The organism is uncultured Pseudoflavonifractor sp., from assembly GCF_944387805.1.
GTDB lineage: Bacteria > Bacillota > Clostridia > Oscillospirales > Oscillospiraceae > Pseudoflavonifractor.
In genome coordinates this window covers 40,630-58,784 of record NZ_CALXGI010000010.1, presented here as the reverse complement: position 1 = coordinate 58,784, position 18,155 = coordinate 40,630, and the positions used below count along the sequence as shown (strand labels likewise).

5 protein-coding genes are annotated in these 18,155 nt (G+C 61.0%); 1 reads left to right on the top strand and 4 read right to left on the bottom strand.

Annotated elements, in window-relative coordinates:
* Position 1: 1 nt before the first annotated feature.
* Entirely contained in the window at positions 2 to 5,233 is a 5,232-nt protein-coding gene (locus tag Q0K06_RS04660) for a hypothetical protein (protein ID WP_294549164.1), read from the bottom strand.
* 267 nt (positions 5,234 to 5,500) lie between these two features.
* Between Q0K06_RS04660 and guaA the strand changes: the two genes are divergently transcribed.
* On the top strand, positions 5,501 to 7,042 hold the full coding sequence (gene guaA, locus Q0K06_RS04655; RefSeq protein ID WP_294549161.1) for a glutamine-hydrolyzing GMP synthase: 1,542 nt from the start codon (positions 5,501 to 5,503) through the stop codon (positions 7,040 to 7,042).
* Between the two features lie 400 nt (positions 7,043 to 7,442).
* Here guaA and Q0K06_RS04650 read toward each other — a convergent pair whose 3' ends face one another.
* The 3 genes from Q0K06_RS04650 to Q0K06_RS04640 form a co-directional block, all read right to left on the bottom strand.
* Positions 7,443 to 15,425, bottom strand: coding sequence for a S8 family serine peptidase (locus Q0K06_RS04650; protein WP_294549157.1), 7,983 nt, complete (start codon positions 15,423 to 15,425; stop codon positions 7,443 to 7,445).
* 11 nt (positions 15,426 to 15,436) lie between these two features.
* Complete coding sequence (locus Q0K06_RS04645) at positions 15,437 to 16,609, bottom strand: S-layer homology domain-containing protein (RefSeq protein ID WP_294549155.1); 1,173 nt, start codon at positions 16,607 to 16,609, stop codon at positions 15,437 to 15,439.
* A gap of 403 nt (positions 16,610 to 17,012) precedes the next feature.
* On the bottom strand, positions 17,013 to 18,083 hold the full coding sequence (locus Q0K06_RS04640) for a winged helix-turn-helix domain-containing protein (protein ID WP_294549153.1): 1,071 nt from the start codon (positions 18,081 to 18,083) through the stop codon (positions 17,013 to 17,015).
* Between the last annotated feature and the right edge of the window lie 72 nt (positions 18,084 to 18,155).

Below are 18,155 nucleotides of genomic sequence, written 5' to 3'. Positions count from 1 at the left end.
TCTATTCCCCTCTTGTCTCCAACAGCCAGCGCTCCAGCAGCTTAACCTCAATGCGGTAGGCGTCTCCGGTCACCTGCTCCAGCACGTTGCGCTGCACCAGCCGATCCAGGGCGTTCTGCACATCGTCCTCCCCAGGCAGAGCCGCGCAGATCTCCCGCAGGCTGGCCTGTCCCGTGGTGCGGGAAATCCGGGCCACAGCCAACAGGATCTTCTCGTTGATCTCCCGCAGCTCCGGCCGGCCCCGCTCGTTGAGCTGGGGCTCAAAGATGGACTCGTCCAGGAAGGACATCCTCCCAAAGGCCCGGGTCCGCAGGAAGCTCTTTACAATGGCCTCCCCTGCCATGGCCGCGCCGCTGACGTTCATGTAGTCCACCAGGTTGGCGCACAGCAGAATGGTCAGATAGGCGCTGCCCGCTGTCAGATCGTACAGAGTGTCCACCGCGCCCTCCCGGAAGGGGGTTTCCGGAAGGTTGTTCTCCCGCATCAGGGGCTCACGGATGAGCTGCTTGGCAGGCTCCTCCTCCAGATAGGTGATGCGCATCAGCTCCATGCACGCAAACTCGTTCTGGTTCTCCCGGATGAAGTCCGGCATGTCGTCCTGTCCGGCCACCACGGCGAACACACAGTAGTTCTGCAGGAAGCCTTTCCAGAACTTCATAAAGTCGCTGGTGATGGCCCCTTCCTTGATCTTGGTGTGCAGATAAGTGAACTCATCCAGCAGCACCACAACCACCATGCCCCGCTCCCGGAAAATCCGGTCCAGCTGGCGCATATAGTTGGCAAAGAGTACGGAGGCGTATTCCGGCCGCTCCAGAATCCTGTCCGCCGGGTTCTCCACCTCCCGCTCAGCCAGGATGGCGGCCAGCTCAGGCCGGCTGTCAAAGGCCTCCTGGGCGATGTTCAGCAGATGATAGAAGAACCCCACCACCGCGTTGCCGCTGTCCATCAGGATGTCTCCCATGTTCTGAACCTCCCAGATCACCACCCGGTCCCGGTAGGCCGGCTGGCTCAGGCGGCGCTTGAGATGGTAGAGCAGGCTGCTCTTTCCGGTACGGGTCTGGCCGTAGATGGCAATGCCGTGGCTGTAACTGGGCGGCGCGTCAGGGGGGCAGATCTTGTCGCAGATCCGGTCCAGCTCATCGTTTCTGCCATAGAACATGCTGACATCGTGCATGGGGCTGCCGATGTTCTTTGTATAGGGGTTGGCCAGCTTGCGGAACTGCTCGGTCCGCACCACGCAGGTCAGCTCCGTCTCCTGGGGCTCGCTCTTGGTGAAGTCCTTGGCTGTGCGGTTATAGCGGTAGCTGTACCGCAGATTGAGCGTAAAGCTGCCCATCTGCCGGGCCTGCTCCGTGAGGCGCACCAGCAGGATGACCTCGGTGTGGGTGTCCCCCCGCAGGCCGTTGATGCTGCCCCGGTCGTCCTCAGGGCGGCAGGAGACAATGTCCTCGCCTTCCCCCTCGTACTCGATGGTGTCGGCTGTCTGGTGGTTGCGCTGGTTGGACACGGTCAGGTACACCCGTACCTCGCCGCTGCTGTCATAGTGGGGCGGCGTGGACAGCTCCCAGGTGAGCTGGGGCGGCAGCATCTCATACATGTTGGTCTGCTGCTCGGTGAGCTGGCTCCGAATATCCTCCAGCGCAGGAACATACACGTCAAAGGACAGGCGGGTCGGCGTCTCCCGGATAGCGGCGTTGAGCTGGTCGATACGCTGAATGGTGTCCTTCAGGCACTCAGCCCGGTGCTCAAAGTCCATGCCCTTGTGGTAGTCGCACTCCCGGCGCAGGATGTCGCAGAACTCCTGGAGCCGGGCGTAGTCGGTGGCATCCAGCCAGTTGGCCCAGTCGGGAGACTGAAGCTCGTGGAAGCTGCGTTCCTCCTCCAGGCTGCCCATCACGTGGCGGGCGCACTCCTCCATATACCGCTCCAGCTCCTCTTCCCGCTTGCGGAGCCGGTCGCCCGCACGGACAAGAAGATTGCTGAAGTCGGCCATGTCCTCCCGCATGGTTACCGGCGTCTCCAAGACCCGGCCCAGCTGGCGCAGCAGGCCCTCCCGAAGGTGCTTGGCGTCATACAGTCCCTGCTTGAAGTCCAGCCGGCGGCCCCTCAGCTCCCGCATCAGGCGCAGTACTCCCACCAGGAACTCGGGGTACAGGGCGTCAGCCAGGCTCCGCTCAGAGAGGAAGCGGAACTCCAGCGTGTCGTGTCCGCTTCCGGCGGCCTGCTGAGAGATAAAGGCAGACAGCTCCCGCTGGCCCATGGTGTAGGAACGGAGGAAACAGTTCACCGAATCCCGGAAGCAGCGGTTCTTGGGCCCCAGATTGGGCAGGCAGGACAGATAAGCAAAGCGGGCGGTGTCCAGTTGGTTGGCGTTGTCCACCATGTAGTCGCCCCAGGCGGCAATGGCTCTGGAGGCGCAGAGTTTCTCGTTCTGAAGGGTGAGCTCCTTCTTCCACAGAGGCCCCAGCCGGTTCTCCGGCTCGTACCGGTCCAGCATCTCGTCAATAATTCGGGCTGCGGCAAAGAGCTTGTCGCTGCGGGTCTTGGCCGATCCGCCCCGGGCGCTGGACTGCTGGCGGATCTCCTGCGCCGCCTCTGCGGGCGTGCCCACATAGCGTCCGTCGGAGATGTGGCTCTTGACCACCGCAGCCAGATCCAGGTTCCGGATGCGGGAGAGCACATAGCCGTTGAGCAGGCCGTCGGTGGGGTCCTCGTCGGCGTCCTCGTCATAGCTCAGATCGTTGAATTCATCCTGGTTGTAGGTGCCCACACCCAGCGTGTGGTCCAGAATGCCGTTGGCGATGGGGTCGGCCGGATAGAGGCGCAGCACCTCCTTGGCCAGGCGCTCAGCTTCTGTAAACTCGCCCTGGTGGTAGTAGCAGGTGGCCTCTCCCTTCTTCACCGACAGCTCGGCCTTGGCCAGGCGGTCACCCTCCGGCGTGCTGCGGTACTGGCTGTACAGGTCCCGCCACCTGCGGTAGGTCTCCAGGGCCTCGCTGTACCGCCCCAGGCGGATATAGGTCTGGGCCTTCTGGATCATGTGGTGGGACTTTCGGCTGCCCCTGGTGGCTGCCCGGATGGCCTGCTCCAGCACTGTGCACAGGTGCTCCAGGGCCTCGGTGGTCTTGCCCTTCTGGTAGATCTGGATCTCCAGGTTCAGGGCCTTCTCCTTGGTGAGATAGTCCCGGTAGTGATTGAACAGGTCCACCGCGTCCTGCCACCTGTCGGGCAGTCGGTTGTACAGGCCGATAAGGTCCGCCACGGTGGACTCCAGCTTCTCCTCCCGCTCCAGGGCCAGCTTGTAGTAGTGCAGCGCCTTCTCCAGGCTGCCCCGGATCAGCAGCTGATGGGCCTGGTCGTAGTTGGGACAGGGATCACCCATCTTCCAGGCCGTGGCCTTCCGCAGCGGCTCGGACTCCGCCTTGGGCTCCGGTCTGGGCGCCGGGACGGGAGCACTCTGGCGGGGCTCCTCAGCCTGCTGCCCGCCGTCCCCGTTCTGCCTCTCCTCCGGCGCAGACTGCACGCGCTTGCTCAGCGGCTCCTTGTCCTTTTTTTCGCCGGACTGCTCCGTTTCAGGCTCCAGCGGCTCATAGGGGTAGTCCTCATAGGGATCATGCTCATTCTGCTCGGGCGGCGCGTTCAGGGCCGCAGTAAAGGCCGCCCACTGCTCCAGCCGCTCGGCCGACGGCTTCAGCTGGTGATAGCTGATCTCCGTCTCGTCAAAAGGCCGCTCCCGCATCATCTGCCCCACGACCTGCTTGCCGTCTTTCAGCGTCTCCAGACGGAAGAGCACATCCTGCTCACTGAAGAAAAAAGTCGTATGACAGTACTCCTCCAGCCAGGGGTCCACCAGGGCGTTGTCCTTGAAGGACCACTTGTTGCCCTGGAGATCCACCACCTTGCCCCAGGTTTTCTCCTTCTGGTAGAACAGAATGGTACCCCGCTGGAACTGATCCCGCCCCACCTGGCCCAGGCGCCTGGCCGCCTCCCGCCGGCCGGCCTCGGTCAGGCAGATGTTGGAGGCCGCCAGAGCCCCCAGGTGATTGATGCCCCGCTCGTAGGACACTTCCAGGCCGTTGAAATTTCCCTTGGCCAGCAGCTGCCGCAGGGCCAGATCCTGGTCGGTCACCTGGGTAATGTAGAAAAAGATGTTGTCAGGCTCAACCCGCAGGAAGCCAAACCGTTTTTCCGGGAAGAAATTCTGGATGGTGGTGGTCAGCACCGGCTTTTCCGCAGGCTCTGCCTCTTCCTTCTGCCGCTCCAGCTCTGCCTGGGCCAGCTGCTCCTCCCGGTCCCGCACCTCCTGGCTTAGCTCCTTCCAGGAGGCGGGCAGGGCGTAGAACAGGGCGTCCAGCTGCTCGCCCGGCGTAGAGGAGGCGTCCCCCTCCAGCTCTATATTTTCCCGTTCCGCCGCGACAGCGGCGGCCAGCAGCAGGCGGTGGAGGGTTTCTTCGTCCTCCGTCTGCTCCTTGCCCCGGATGATGGGCGAGAGATTTCGCGCCTTCCGACACCCCTCGCCCAGAACGCGGCAGCCTTCATACTGGAGGCAGCGGCCGCTGAGGGCCGCCTGCACCAGGAGAGGCAGAGCCTCTTCCGGCTTCCTGGCCTGGATTAGGCACTCTGCGGCCAGTTCCGGCCACTCCGCCTCGGTAAAGCAGCGGGCCGCCGTCTCATACTCCTCCGCGCCCATCTCAAGCACGCCCATCAGGGCCGCCAGCAGCGCTTTGGCCGATGCCGTCTCCGCATTCTGCTCAATCCGGTTGGTCCGGGCCTTCAGGTCGTGGAGCTTCTCCCGGAGGGTATGGTTGGTGACCGCATTCTCCAGGCTGTCCAGCACGCCGCTGGCTGTCTCCCGGACGCTTTTGGGCGCCTCCTTCAGAGCCTGGCGCAGCAGCTTGGCCACTGTTCTCACGTCCAGCGGTTTTTCTTTTTGCCTGAGCTCTGCCCGCAGATCCGCCAGCACATGTCCGGCAGGTGCGGTCTGGACAACCGGTGCGGCCTTCTGTTCTCCCCCGCTATTGCCCTCTTCCTCCTCAGGCGGCAGTATGTCAAAGGAGATAATCTGGTTCAGCAGAATTCTGGGTTCACTCTTCTCGCTTTTCAGGTGAATCAGCACTTCATTGATGCGCAGCACGGTGCCTGTGGCTGTCTGAGAACCCTGCTGGCCGTAGCAGAGCTGAACCCGGTCTCCAGTGTGTATTTCACTGAGGATGATATCTTGGAAGGTTGCCATTCGTCTCTTCACCCCGCTCAAAAATACCTGATATACCATTGTAGCACAGTATTTTCCACTTTGACATACTCTCGGTTAATTTTTGTCGTTTTCTTTTGCTGCCCGCCCCGCCCTGTGAGAGATGACGGCAAACTGAACGGGGACAGGCCCCGGTTTGTAGGGCTCGTTGCTTGCGTCCAGGGCGGAAATATGGTATCCTAAGCTATAAAATTCCGTTTTCTCTCCCCTCTGTGGAGCGGCGGAAAATCATAGAAAGAAGGTCGGATGATGTCCCATCAGCTTGTCGTTGTCCTGGACTTCGGCGGTCAGTACAATCAGCTCATCGCGCGCCGCGTGCGCGAGTGCGGCGTCTACTGCGAGGTCAAGCCCTACACTACCCCTCTGGAGCAGATCAAGGCCATGGCGCCCATCGGTATTATCTTTACCGGCGGCCCCAACAGCGTTTACGATGAGAAGGCTCCCCACGTTGACCCCGAAATTTTCAATCTGGGCATCCCCGTGCTGGGCATCTGCTATGGCTGCCAGCTCATGGCACACACCCTGGGCGGCCGCGTAACCGCCGCTCAGAACGACTCCGCCCGGGAGTACGGCAAGACGGAGACCTATTACAATACTGACTGCAAGCTCTTTAAGGGCCTGCCCGCCCAGGGTATCTCCTGGATGAGCCACGGCGACTACATGGCCAAGGTGCCCGAGGGCTTTGACCTGGTGGCCCACTCCGACGCCTGTCCCAACGTGGCGATTGCCGACGAGAAATGGGGCTTCTACGGCGTGCAGTACCACCCCGAAGTCAACCACACGGAGAACGGCGTGGCCATGATCCGCAACTTCCTCTATGAGGTCTGCGGAGCCGCCGGCGACTGGTCCATGGGGGACTACAAGAACACTGCCATCCGGGAGATTCGGGAGAAGGTAGGCGGCGGCAAGGTGCTGCTGGCTCTCAGCGGCGGTGTGGACTCCTCTGTGGTGGCTGCTCTGCTGGCTGAGGCGGTGGGAAATCAGCTCACCTGCGTGTTTGTGGATCACGGACTCATGCGCAAGGACGAGGGCGACGAGGTGGAGCGCGCCTTTGCCCGCTGGGACATCAATTTTGTCCGCGTGGACGCTGAGCGGCGCTTTCTGGACAAGCTGGCCGGCGTAACCGAGCCGGAGCGCAAGCGCAAGATCATCGGCGAGGAGTTCATCCGTGTCTTTGAGGAGGAGGCCAAAAAGATCGGCGCCGTGGACTTCCTGGCTCAGGGCACCATCTACCCCGACGTCATTGAGTCCGGCGCCGGCGACGCCGCCGTCATCAAGTCCCACCACAATGTGGGTGGCCTGCCCGACTATGTGGACTTCAAGGAGATTATCGAGCCTCTGCGTCTCCTGTTCAAGGACGAGGTTCGCCAGCTGGGCCGGGAGCTGGGCCTGCCTGAGTACCTGGTCTCCCGCCAGCCCTTCCCCGGCCCCGGCCTGGCCATCCGCATCATCGGCGACATTACCAAGGAGAAGGCCGATACGCTCCGGGAGGCCGACTTCATCTTCCGTGACGAGATCGCCAAGGCCGGCCTGGACGGCGGCATCAACCAGTACTTTGCCGTCCTGACCAATACCCGCTCTGTGGGTGTCATGGGCGACGGGCGTACCTACGACTATACCCTGGCCCTCCGTGCTGTTACTACCGACGACTTCATGACCGCCGACTGGGCCCGCATCCCCTACGACGTGCTGGACCGGGTGTCCGTACGTATCGTCAACGAGGTCAAAGGCATCAACCGTATCTGCTACGACATCACCTCCAAGCCCCCCGCCACGGTGGAGTGGGAATAAAATACCTCATCATATATCGCCCACAGGACACAATACCCTGTGGCAAACATATTCACGGTACAAAATTTGCTCAATCGGGAGTTGTATGCGGACACTCCCAACGGCAAATGGGTAACATCTCTTACATCCACACCAAGCAGGGTGCACTTTGCCTGTCTGTACTCTGCCTGTCCATGATACGAGACCTCTAGAACAACAGCATTGCGGCCTGCAAGACCGGAACACAGCAGACAGTCAGCCTTCGTTCTGGACACCATTCGTCCGGCTGTGAAGCGGGAGAAAAAGAGGGTCGCTAAAGCAATGCCGGGAGGGCCCGGTCCCATGATGGGACCGGGCCCTCCCGGTTCTTATGCCGCGTGCCGCGGCAGGCGCACATTGGATGCGCCGTCTGGTTTTTGCATCAGTCCGCCGTATCCTCGCCGAGCTCTTCGACGATTACCGGCTCAGAAGGCGTCAGGCTGGAGCTCTCCGCCTCTGCCTTTTCGTCGCCGGAGCTCTCCGTCTCCACCTTTTCGTCAGTGCCCGCCTGGGTCAGCTCATAAGCAGCACTCCACTGCTGCAGCTGCTCTGCCGTGGGGCTCTCGGCGATGGTCAGGCCGGTGATATCCAGGCCGCTGCCCACGCTGCCGATGACCCGGGCCGCGTCTTCATCCTGCTCCTCACGCATCATATAGAGGTCCTCCGCAGTAAAGGCGTACAGCTCGCTTCTGGCGCTGGTGGCGTAGTAGGTGCCCGAGGCGGGATCATAGGCAAACTCGGTGCTGGAGGGAACAATGTTCAGCCCGTCGATAAAGCCCAGGAACGTGCATTCGCCGGTGTTGAAGTTGTCGATCTGGTACAGGTAATTCTCACCCCAGTTGTTGCACAGGGCAATCACCCTGCCGTCGGCAACGGTCACGCCGTACACGCTGCCCTCGGAGACCATGTCCTCCTCATAGGGCATGACAGCGCCAGAGGGCTGGTTGTCCCCGGACGTGCTCAGGTTGGGCACATAGTACTGGAATACGTACAAGCCGCTGGCCAGATAGACCGTCTGAGTTTCGGAATCATAGGCCATATCGCAGAAGGAGGTGACGTAGGCGCCAAGCGCACCCAGGAAGTTCTCCTGTCCGCCGTTCAGCGAGCGGCGGTACAGCATCGCGGAGCCGCCCTCATTGCGGACATAGTAGATAACTTTATTTTCCACATCTACGTCCATGCCAACCACGTTGCCGGGGCTGTTGATGTCCATGACGGTCGTATAGGTACTGGGCGCTTCGGGGTTGAAGATGACCAGGCCCTCGTCGGTGATGGCGTAGGCGTCGGTATCCTCGACGGACTCCACCACCGTGAGCGTGCAGCTGTCCGTGTAGCTTCTGCCCGTGTTGTCGGCGGCGGTGACGGTGATGGTGGCCGTGCCGGCGCCGACGGCGGTGACAACGCCCTCGTCCACCGTGGCAACTTCCGGTTTGTCCGAGCTCCAGCTCAGCGTATGGGCAGCGCCGCTGGGCTGGACCTGAGCGGTCAGGGTCATGCACTGGCCGGAAAGCATCTGAGCGGCATGGGTGTTCAGCAGCACGCCGGTGATATACCCGCTCTCCGGCAGATCAGCCGCGTCGGGGATGGCGCACAGCAGACCCAGATAGGCGTCCGCCACAGTGCTGGCGCCGTTGATGAACAGACCGATCTTGCCCAGGGATGCGGTGGAATCCACCTCCCCGTTCTCGTCCAGCTGGATCATGAACAGGCCGTCATCTGTGGACCCATCCCAGTTCTGCTCGCCGGCCGCCTTCAGATAGAGGCGGTTGGTGGCAAAGTCATAGGTCATCTGGGGTCCGTAGCCGCTGGTCACCTTGCCGTACTGATACGCGCGGACGGAAGCGGCCACCGTTCCGACGCTCTCGCAGTGGGCGGCGTCGCCGCTCACCGTCAGCTTATAGACATTCGCCAGGCTCTCAGCCCCCTCAGACCCGACGGCATATATGGTGCCCTCGCCGTCGATGGCCAGGGTGTTGACCATGGCATCCACCGTGGCCACCTTGGTCAGTTCGCCGGTCTGGAGGTTCACGGTCATCAGGTCGCTGTACTTGGGCGTACCAGAGTAGCCGTTGGTAGAATCATAGAAGGTCTCCACGCTGGAGGTCAGCGCGTACATGGTGCCGGTCTTGTAGTCAAAGGCCATATCCACCACCTTGTCGCCGAGCAGCGGCAGGTTCCAGCTGCCCAGGACGGTGTAGTCCATGGGGGCGCTGGCGGACACCCGGATGAAGGTGCCGTCATACTCATAGGCGTAGAAATAGCCGTCATAGTATTCGCCGGCGCGGATGTTGTAGAGGTCCGCCACACGGGTGCCGACCACGGTCTGCGCGGGGGCGTAGTCGGGAATGGTGACCCAGAAGTCCCGGTACCCGGTGGCCGAATCATAGGCCAGCAGGGCGGTCAGATTGCCGCCGGAGGCCAGGACGGTCACGTCCACAGTATCGCTGTACTGCCTTCTGTCCCTGTCGGTCAGGGTGACGGTGATGGTGGTTTCACCCTCGCGCAGGCAGGTGACCTTGCCGAAATTGTCCACACTGGCCACCGTGGGATCGCTGGACGTCCAGGTCTTGGCCTGAACGGTGGGCCGCGCGGGATTTGTTTCGGCGGTCAGCTGGATGAAGCCGCCCACCAGAGCCGTGCGGGTGTCCCCGCCGGTGAGCCACATGTCCTCCACAGGGATAAAGTTGGTCTCAGGCTCCTTGCCCTCCTCGGGGATGGTAAACATCACGGTCTGTTCCACGCCGCCGGAGCTGGCCACGTCGCCGATGTCGTAGATATTGGCTCTCACCTGATCAAGGCCGTACTCCAGGCCCGTGAGCACCACCAGGTACAGGGGGTTGTTGGTGCCGCCGGCAGAGGGGTTCCAGTAGATGTTGCCGGTGTTGTAGTCGTAGAGCATGGAGCCGTAGAACCAGAACTCCGCCCCGGCGGTGCCCACATTGGTGCACACCATGGTATCGGGGTTGACAATGTACAGGTTGCCGTTCATGCTGGCAGTCAGGATAATGGCGTCCCCGTCCTGGCAGATGACGCACATGGCGGTCATGACAGACTCGGAGGAGGAGGTGGAGGACTCGAACTGGAATTCACCCAGGGAGTCGATCGCGCCGGTATCCATGTCGATGACGCACAGGCCGCCATGGGTCAGGTCGACGCCGTACATCCGGCCGGTGGTGTAGTCAAAGCTGATGTTGCCCACCTCGATGCCGTCGGTGAAGCTGAACTCCTCCGGAGCGCCGATGCCGGTGACCACGCCGTTTTCGTCCAGCGTCACCTCGGAGCGGTAGACCGCGGTGCCCTGATAGATCACGTCGTCAATGGTGCGGCTCTCATACTGAACGGTGTACAGCACGCCGTTGCAGTAGGTGCCGCCCTGCCACATGGCCTTGGTCTCCACGCCGTCCACGGTTACGATGGAGTCACCCAGATGGGTGATGCTTCTGGGGCTGGTATCGCTGTAAGTGATCCACTTGAGCTGGTTGCTGGCGTTGGTCTCATCTGTGACCACATAGCCGTACATATGCTCCTGGGACGGAACCACGGTGATGGAGCAAGTCTGAGTAACCTCATACCACTCTGTAACATACTCCCAGTTTGTGCTCTCATCGCTGTGGGAGCCGTACACCTGCGCTGTGGCCGTGATGCTCGCCGTGCCGGGGACCACCGCAGTAATGCGGCCTCTGCTGTTCACCGTGACCACATCGGGATTGCTGCTCTCCCAGGTGATCTCCTGGGCTTTGGCGTTCCAGGGATTCCAGGCCACGTCGAGATACGCGCTCTTGCCCTCCAGGAGGTAGGTCTCATAGGGGCTGACGGTGAAGTTGGAGGGATCAACGTCCAGCTCGAACAGGTCGGACTCCAGCTCCGTGGGCACAAACAGGGCGGAGGCGCCGGAGTGGCCCATGCTGCCGATGACCTCCGCCGGGCAGTCCGGCTGGCTGGGATCGATCGTCAGCACTTCGCACAGGTGGCTGTAGGCGTAGCCGTTGGAGCTCTGGCTGTGGGCCGCCCAGTAGATCACGTCCTCCTCGTGGTCATAGCACATGGACTGAACCACATTAACCCCTGCGTAGCCCGCCAGGCCGGTGAACTCGGTAATCTCCCGGATGCGCGTGCACGCGCCGGTATTGGGATCAATGGTCCGCAGCACGCCCTCGGTGTCGATGCCGTAGAAGATACCGTCGTCGCTGATGGCCAGCGTGACTATCTCGTCGCCTTCCTCCAGGCCGGTGATGGGCGTCTTCAGGAGATCAATGTAGCCATTCTCATAGAACTTGAGCTCGTACAGGTTGGCAGAGCCGCTGTACTGGCCGGCGGGAGTGGTGTTCCCATCGTAGGTCCAGCCCACGGCGAACAGCCGGTCGGGGCCGTCGGCGTCGTACAGGAGGGCCATGTCGTACAGAGTGTTGAAGCCGGCCTGTCCCTCTGCCTCAGCGGAGCTCTCCAGGAGCATCTGGGACTCCCAGTAGGTGCCGTAGGGAGTGAGCAGCACGATGTCGCCGTCATTGCGCTGAGCGATAATCCGGCCGTTGACATACTCGCCGGAGAAATAGGTGGCGGTGCTGAAGGTCTCGTTGCGGGCATCGCTCAGATCGTCTTTTTCCACGCTGAACCAGCCCTGCTCCACCGAGGAGATGTCGATATTCTCGCTGCCGTACAGGCGGCCGCTGTCAAGGGGCTGCACCTTGGGATTGGTCAGGCCGGTCTCGCTCTCCAGGGAGACTTCCAGCTCGGTCTCGTTGCAGGCATAGTCGCCCACAATGATGGTAAAGTCGGTGCCAAAGCCGGTGATGTTGAACGCCTGCTCATAGGGCTCGCCGGGCGTATAGTCCGCACCAGGCTCGAACTTGCCCATGATCTCGCCCTCGCGGGAGATGAAGATGACGGCTGCGATATTCTGGCTGTCGTACAGATCCAGGGTCAGCGTCACAATGCCGTTGGCCTCGTCCACCTTCAGGGCGCTATCCAGATCTTCAGCGTTCTGGATCTTGGGAGCCTGAGTGTCCAGGGTCGCCTCGAAGGACCAGGTGTCGTCCACCTCGTTGTCGCCGTCATCCAGATAGGCATCCACCGTGTATCTCACGCGGGTGCCGTCAGTCAGCATGTCGCCGTCCTGGTCAAGGCCGGTCCAGACAACCTGCTCGTCGGCGGTGGCGTTATAGATGTAGAAGGGCACCACCATGCCGTAGTTATCGCTATAATAGGTCTTGACATTGTAGTCGGAGTCAAACTGGAAGTACTCCTCGCCGGTCTCCACATCCGTGACGGTGAAGCGCAGCAGCTTTGCGTTGCGCAGCAGGCCGAAGTCGATCTCGTTGAGGGGGTTGACATAGGAGAAGGCGTTGTAGGCGTCGCCGCTGCGCTGGCTGGCCCGGATATAGGGGTTGGTGCCCAGCTGGCTCAGGTAGGTGTATACCGCGCTGTCATACAGGCTGGTCGTGCCGTCCACGCCGTCAAACACAGGGGCGGCGGACCAGTCGCCGTAGAAGCCCAGGATGGGCATGGTCAGGTTCTGCGCGGCGTCGCCCGTGGTGCTCTCCGCATACAGGTAGCCCTCCACGAACATACCGTTGGGGAACTGGGCCAGATACTCCTTGTCGCTGTCCGTCAGGGTGATTTCAGCAAGGAGCATAACGGACTCGCGGGGTTCCACGGTGACAGTGCCCATCGGCTGGCCGCTGATGGTGTCCAGCATGTTCATGTCCACATCGCGATCGGCGCAGTAGCGGACCATGATGTTGACGTCGTCCATGTCAACCTGGCCGTCCCCATTCACGTCCCGGTACAGATACCGCTTGTCCGTCTCGGGGATGGCATCCTCATCGCCCTGGATGGAGAGCATCAGCAGGCGGGCGTCCGCCGTGGTAATGAGGTTGTCATCGTTGAAGTCATACTTGAAGTCGCCCGGGGCCAGCACCTTCGCCTCGGCCTCCAGCCCGTAAGGCCGGTTGCCGATAAGGCCGTTGTCATAGGTCTCGGTGATCAGGGAGGAGTCGAACGTATAGGTCTTGGCCTCGTCAGAGATATTGGTGATTATGAAGTTAAACACATATGTACCGTTGGAGCTGTCGCCCACCTCGGCCTTGGGCCGGCCATAGGCCGCGTCGGGGTTGGACAGGTACGCGCCGGCTTCCGTCGCGCCCACCAGATCCACCAGGCCCGCGCCCTGCTGGCGGGGGGAGTACTCCAGGTCCTCGCTGTACATGATGGGGTTGGCGGTGCTCATCAGCAGGTTGGTGGCCAGCTTCCAGGTAGATTCACCCTTCTCATAGCCCAGCTGACGCAGGTACTGGTTCAGCACAGCCATGGCGCCCGCCACCTGGGGAGAGGCCATGGAGGTACCGCTCATGTAGCCGTAGTTATCGCCGGCATAGTCGGGATCACGGGTGGAGTAGATATTGCCGCCAACGCCGGTGATCTCAGGCTTCAGCTTCAGGTTGGAGGTAGAGCCCCAGGAGGAGAAGTCGCTCATGGCGGTGGCAGTGATGAACTTTTTGGGGCCCTCCGCGCTCACAGTGAGGGTGGTGTTCCCCTGTTCCGCCTGCGCCTTCAGGTAAAGCCCGTCCGACTGGGTGATGGACACGCAGGGGATGTTGGTCGAGCCGGTGTTGATCTGCATGTTGATCACGCCGGTGGTGTTGTTGTACACCACGCAGGCCACAGCGCCCCGCTCCTGGGCATTGGTCTGCTTGTCCGGGAAGGCCACGCCGCCGCCGCGGGACACCACGACCACCTTGCCCTCAACGTCAATCGTGCTGCCGTTTTCGTCCACATAGCTCGCCTCGTCGCCGTAGCCGGAGAGGACCACAAATTCAAGCTCCTTGCCGCTGAGGCTTTCGTACAGGCCGTTGCCGGAACCGGCGCCGGTGTCGTTATAGCCGATGTCCTTTCCGTTCACGGTGAAGTAGTACTGGGTGACCGCGTTGTTGTTGGCGGAGGCCACGCTCAGCGCGGCATAGTAGGTGCTGGGGGTGCCGACCAGGCCCACGTCAGGGTTGCTGGCCAGAGAGTATCCGCCAAAGTTGTTGTTGTAGGCGTTATTGGTGTCATTGCCAGCGGCAATGACCACCTGGACGCCGGCGTCCAGCAGTTTCTTGAGGATTCCGTTCATATTGGCGTCATCGTCGCAGTAGCCGGCTGCAGAACCCAGAGAGAGGTTGGCCACGTCGGCGCCCAGCCGCACGCAGTCCTCCATGGCGGCCATCACGACGTTCCAGTCGGCGCCGTTTCCGGAGAACACCTGCATGACCAGCAGCTGGGCCTCGGGGGCCACGCCCACCACGTCGGTGCTGTCCAGCTTGTTGGCTGCGGCGATGCCGGCCACATGGGTGCCGTGGTCGCTGCCCGCGCCGTCGTGGGACACGTCGGTGTTCTTGAGGGCATAGTTATAGATGTAAGGGACTTTGGTGCTGTAATAGATGTTGCCCGGCACCACGGTAGAGCCTTCGCACGCGTTCAGCTCGCCCTCGTCCCAGATCTTAATGACCTCATCCTTGGTCATGGAGTCCTCGGTGAGCTGATCGTCAGCCAGAGGGCCGAAGCTGGGATTGGTCAGCATCAGGCCGGTGTCGATGATGGCGATCCGCATGCCCTTGCCGGTATAGCCCGTCTCATTGAGCTGATCCGCGCCGATCATCACAGTGGCGTTGCTGGTCTGGGGATAGAGCTGGTCGTCCGTCTCGGGAATATGGAACTTGGGCGAGACATAGATCCGCTTTACGCCGGGAATCTCCGCAATCTTCGCCTTATTCTCATAGGTGGTAGTCACAGACAGGCCGGTGCTGGCCACCGTATAGGTGTAGCCGAATTCCACGGGAGCGCTGTCACCCACCGTCTCAAGGATCTGCGCCTTCAGTTCCTCCAGAGCAGTCTTCTGCTCTTCCTCGTAGGAGCGCACGGCGCTGGTGTCGTCGGCAATCTCGTCGGCGGAGTAGCCCGCGTCCAGCAGGGAGCTCTGCTCCAGCTCGACCACAAAGGTCACCTGGTCGTCTGTTGCAGGCTCGTTTGCGGCTTCAGTGCCGGAAGTGCGCTCTCCGCTCTCCTCCAGGCCATCCTCCGTAACCGTCCCGGTGTCCTCGTTGAGCGTACCGGTGATGGCGATCCCGTCCGAGGGCTGGCTGTCGTCGTTCATGGGGACGGCGTCATCGTCGCTGACAATGGTATCGCCCTCTGTTGCCGCGAGCGTCAGGCCGCCTCCGGAGCTGTCGGAGCCGCCGGCAAACCTTTCGCCGGCGCTGCTGACCTGAGAGACAATCCCGCTGCCTGTCTCTTCAGCCGTCCCTGCGGCAAACGCTGTCGGCACAAACGTCAGCACCATGGACAGCGCAAGCAGCACAGACAATACTCGTTTCTTCATACGCTTCATAATCGTCGCCCTCACTCCTTCTCAGCTGTCTCAAAGCGGTAGATCATAGTGGCGATCTGCGCGCGGGTTGCCGTCTCCTGGGGCAGAAGCACGGAATTGGAGCCGCCCTGGATAATTCCCTCAGCGACCGCCCAGGACATGGCCTCGCTGGCAAAATCGCTGAGCTGGTCCGCGTCTCCAAACGCAGTCAGGTCCGCCCGCGCTGTGGTGTCCCGGCCGGTGAACTGGGCGTAGCGGTACAGGAAGGTGGCCAGCTGCTCCCGGTCGATCTGTACGTCAGGGGCAAAAGAGGTCTCGCTGACGCCATTGGTGATGTCGTTGCTGGAAGCCCACAGCACCGCATTGTAGTAGAATGTGCCCGCTACAATGTCGGTGAAGGGCGCGGAAGCGCTCACCGCCGGAGAGCCGGCCATGCGGTACAGGATGGTCACCAGCATGCTCCGGGTGGTCCCGGCATCGGGGGAGAAGGTGGTGGAGCCGGTGCCCAGCATCAGGCCGTTTGCCACCACATAGTCCACGCCCTCATGATACCAGAGGTTGGTATTCACATCGGAGAACACCGCGCTCGGGCACTCGCCGCCGGCATGGGGCAGGTCGCCGGTGGGCGTATCGTCATCGGGGATGTCGGTATCGCCGCTGGGCTGGTTCGGATCGATGGGCGGGGGAATCACAGGCGGGTCGGACGGCTCAACCGGCGCTCCGCCCTCCACTATAATGCTGGCAGAGGCATCGGGGAAGGGGGATACACCGGTCAGATAGCTGCCCCGCAGACGGATCGTTGTGCTGCCGCCCTGCAGGGTGCGGAAGTTCAGGGTGAAAATGGTCCCCTCCCCCGCGTTGACATTCGCGGCAAAGGCCAGTACCACCCGTCCGGACGTATCCGGGTTGACTTCGTACTCCAGTGTTGTGTCTTCGGTCCAGGCCTCGCCCTTCTCCGCGCCGACATACTCCAGGGCGTTGCCGTCATAGAGGATGACCAGTCTGCCGTCGGTAATGTCAGAATCCGCATCTGCAACATTAATGTCCAGCGCGATTGTATCTCCGACCTGGGCGCTTTCCACCGTGTCAAACACGATAGCGTCCGAATCGGCCGCTGCGGCATACGTGCCGGGAAGAGAGCATACCAGCAGCGCTATCACCAGGCATGCCAGTCCCCATTTTCTCAACTGTCGTCTTTTCTTCATGGCTCCTCCTTAAAAAATTTCTTCTTTGATGCCGTGCCTCTCCATTCCCATTCGTTCCTCAGAATTCTCATTTCCCCTTCCTGTTGACCGCGTAACCGCGATGTACTTTCTCCTCTCCCTTCCATCGCTTCCGGAACGCTCCGCCCTCTGGACGGGCGCCCGGCTCCAAACCACATTCGCTCCGGGAAGGAATCAAATGGCTGTGTCGGCATTTTTGCCGACACAGCCATTTTAGCATATTAATTACACTTATGCAATTCTTTTTTACTTTACTGTGATAGTTTTTATAGACCAGATTCCTGTATCATACTTAAATTACTTTATCTTTCTTATATTCCTGAATAAGTAAAATTAAAAATCCCTGGACGGCATGCAAGCCCGGTCCAGGGATTTTTTCTTCTGTCTATATTGATTTGAGCATCTCCAGGTAGGCAATCAGCGCCTCCACCGTCTCAGTACAGATGGAATATCTGCGCCGGTCCTCCCCCTCTCTCGTCACCAGAACCCCTGCGTCACACAGATTCCGCACGTCGCGGCTCACCGTGCCCAGGTCCATCTGGAGTTCCCGCGCGATCTCACGGGTGGACATGGGCTTGTCCCGCAGGGCGAAGAGAATCTGCGCTCGGGCGGCGTTGCCCAGCAGTCTCAGCGCCCGGAGCTCCCAGGACGCGACGCCGTTCCGGCTGTCGTCTTCAGGCAGACAGCCCACGCCGATATGGAGATAAACGCTCTTCTGCCCGGCATCATACTGCGACACCCGATACTGACAGTCCAGATAGCGGAGGGTAAAATAGAGGTTCTCCGCCTCGTGGGCCACCTCCTTGGGCCAGTGCCTGGCGATTTTTGCAAGAGACTCCGGCTGCGTAAACTGTTCTTCCCATCGCTTCAGCAGCGGCTGCGCCCGTTCTATCCAGGGCGCCAGACGCCGTTCCATATACTCCGCCGCCGGAAGGAGCAGCTTTTGCAGCCGCTCGGTATAGGTCTGAAAGTCTGTCAGAGCATTCAGCAGCTCCCGCTGGTATTCGGCCGGAACAAGCAGCCGGCGGATCTTCTGCTCCAGCGAGCTGGTCCGCTTATCATCGCACTTATCGCAGTCCAGATTGTATTTTCCAATGTGCACCGGGTATTCGCAGCCGCGCTGCATCTCGCGCCACTTGTCCTGCAGAGAAAGCATGGCACTGGTTACGTCCGTGCAGGCAAAGTCCATTTTCAGATAGGCGATGCTGCGGGCAAGGCATGTCGTGTCTTCGCTTCCGTCCTTGATTTTGATTTTCTGGAAAAATAGCTTCAGATCCGGATTCTGCAGATCCATCTCTCTCTCGAGCCCATCTATCATATGCTGCATCTCTTCCACCGGGAGCTCATAGGAACCGCCCGATGTCAGCTTCTGTGCCGGCACGCGGTTGACCACGGCATACAGCAGCTCCACAGCTTCCAACAGCATATACGGTCCCGGGAAAGCGCGTATCAGCATTGTTCTATCCCCCCAATACAAAATTTCTTATCCTAACTATTTTATCATGTTTTTCTTTCATTTGGTTGATAC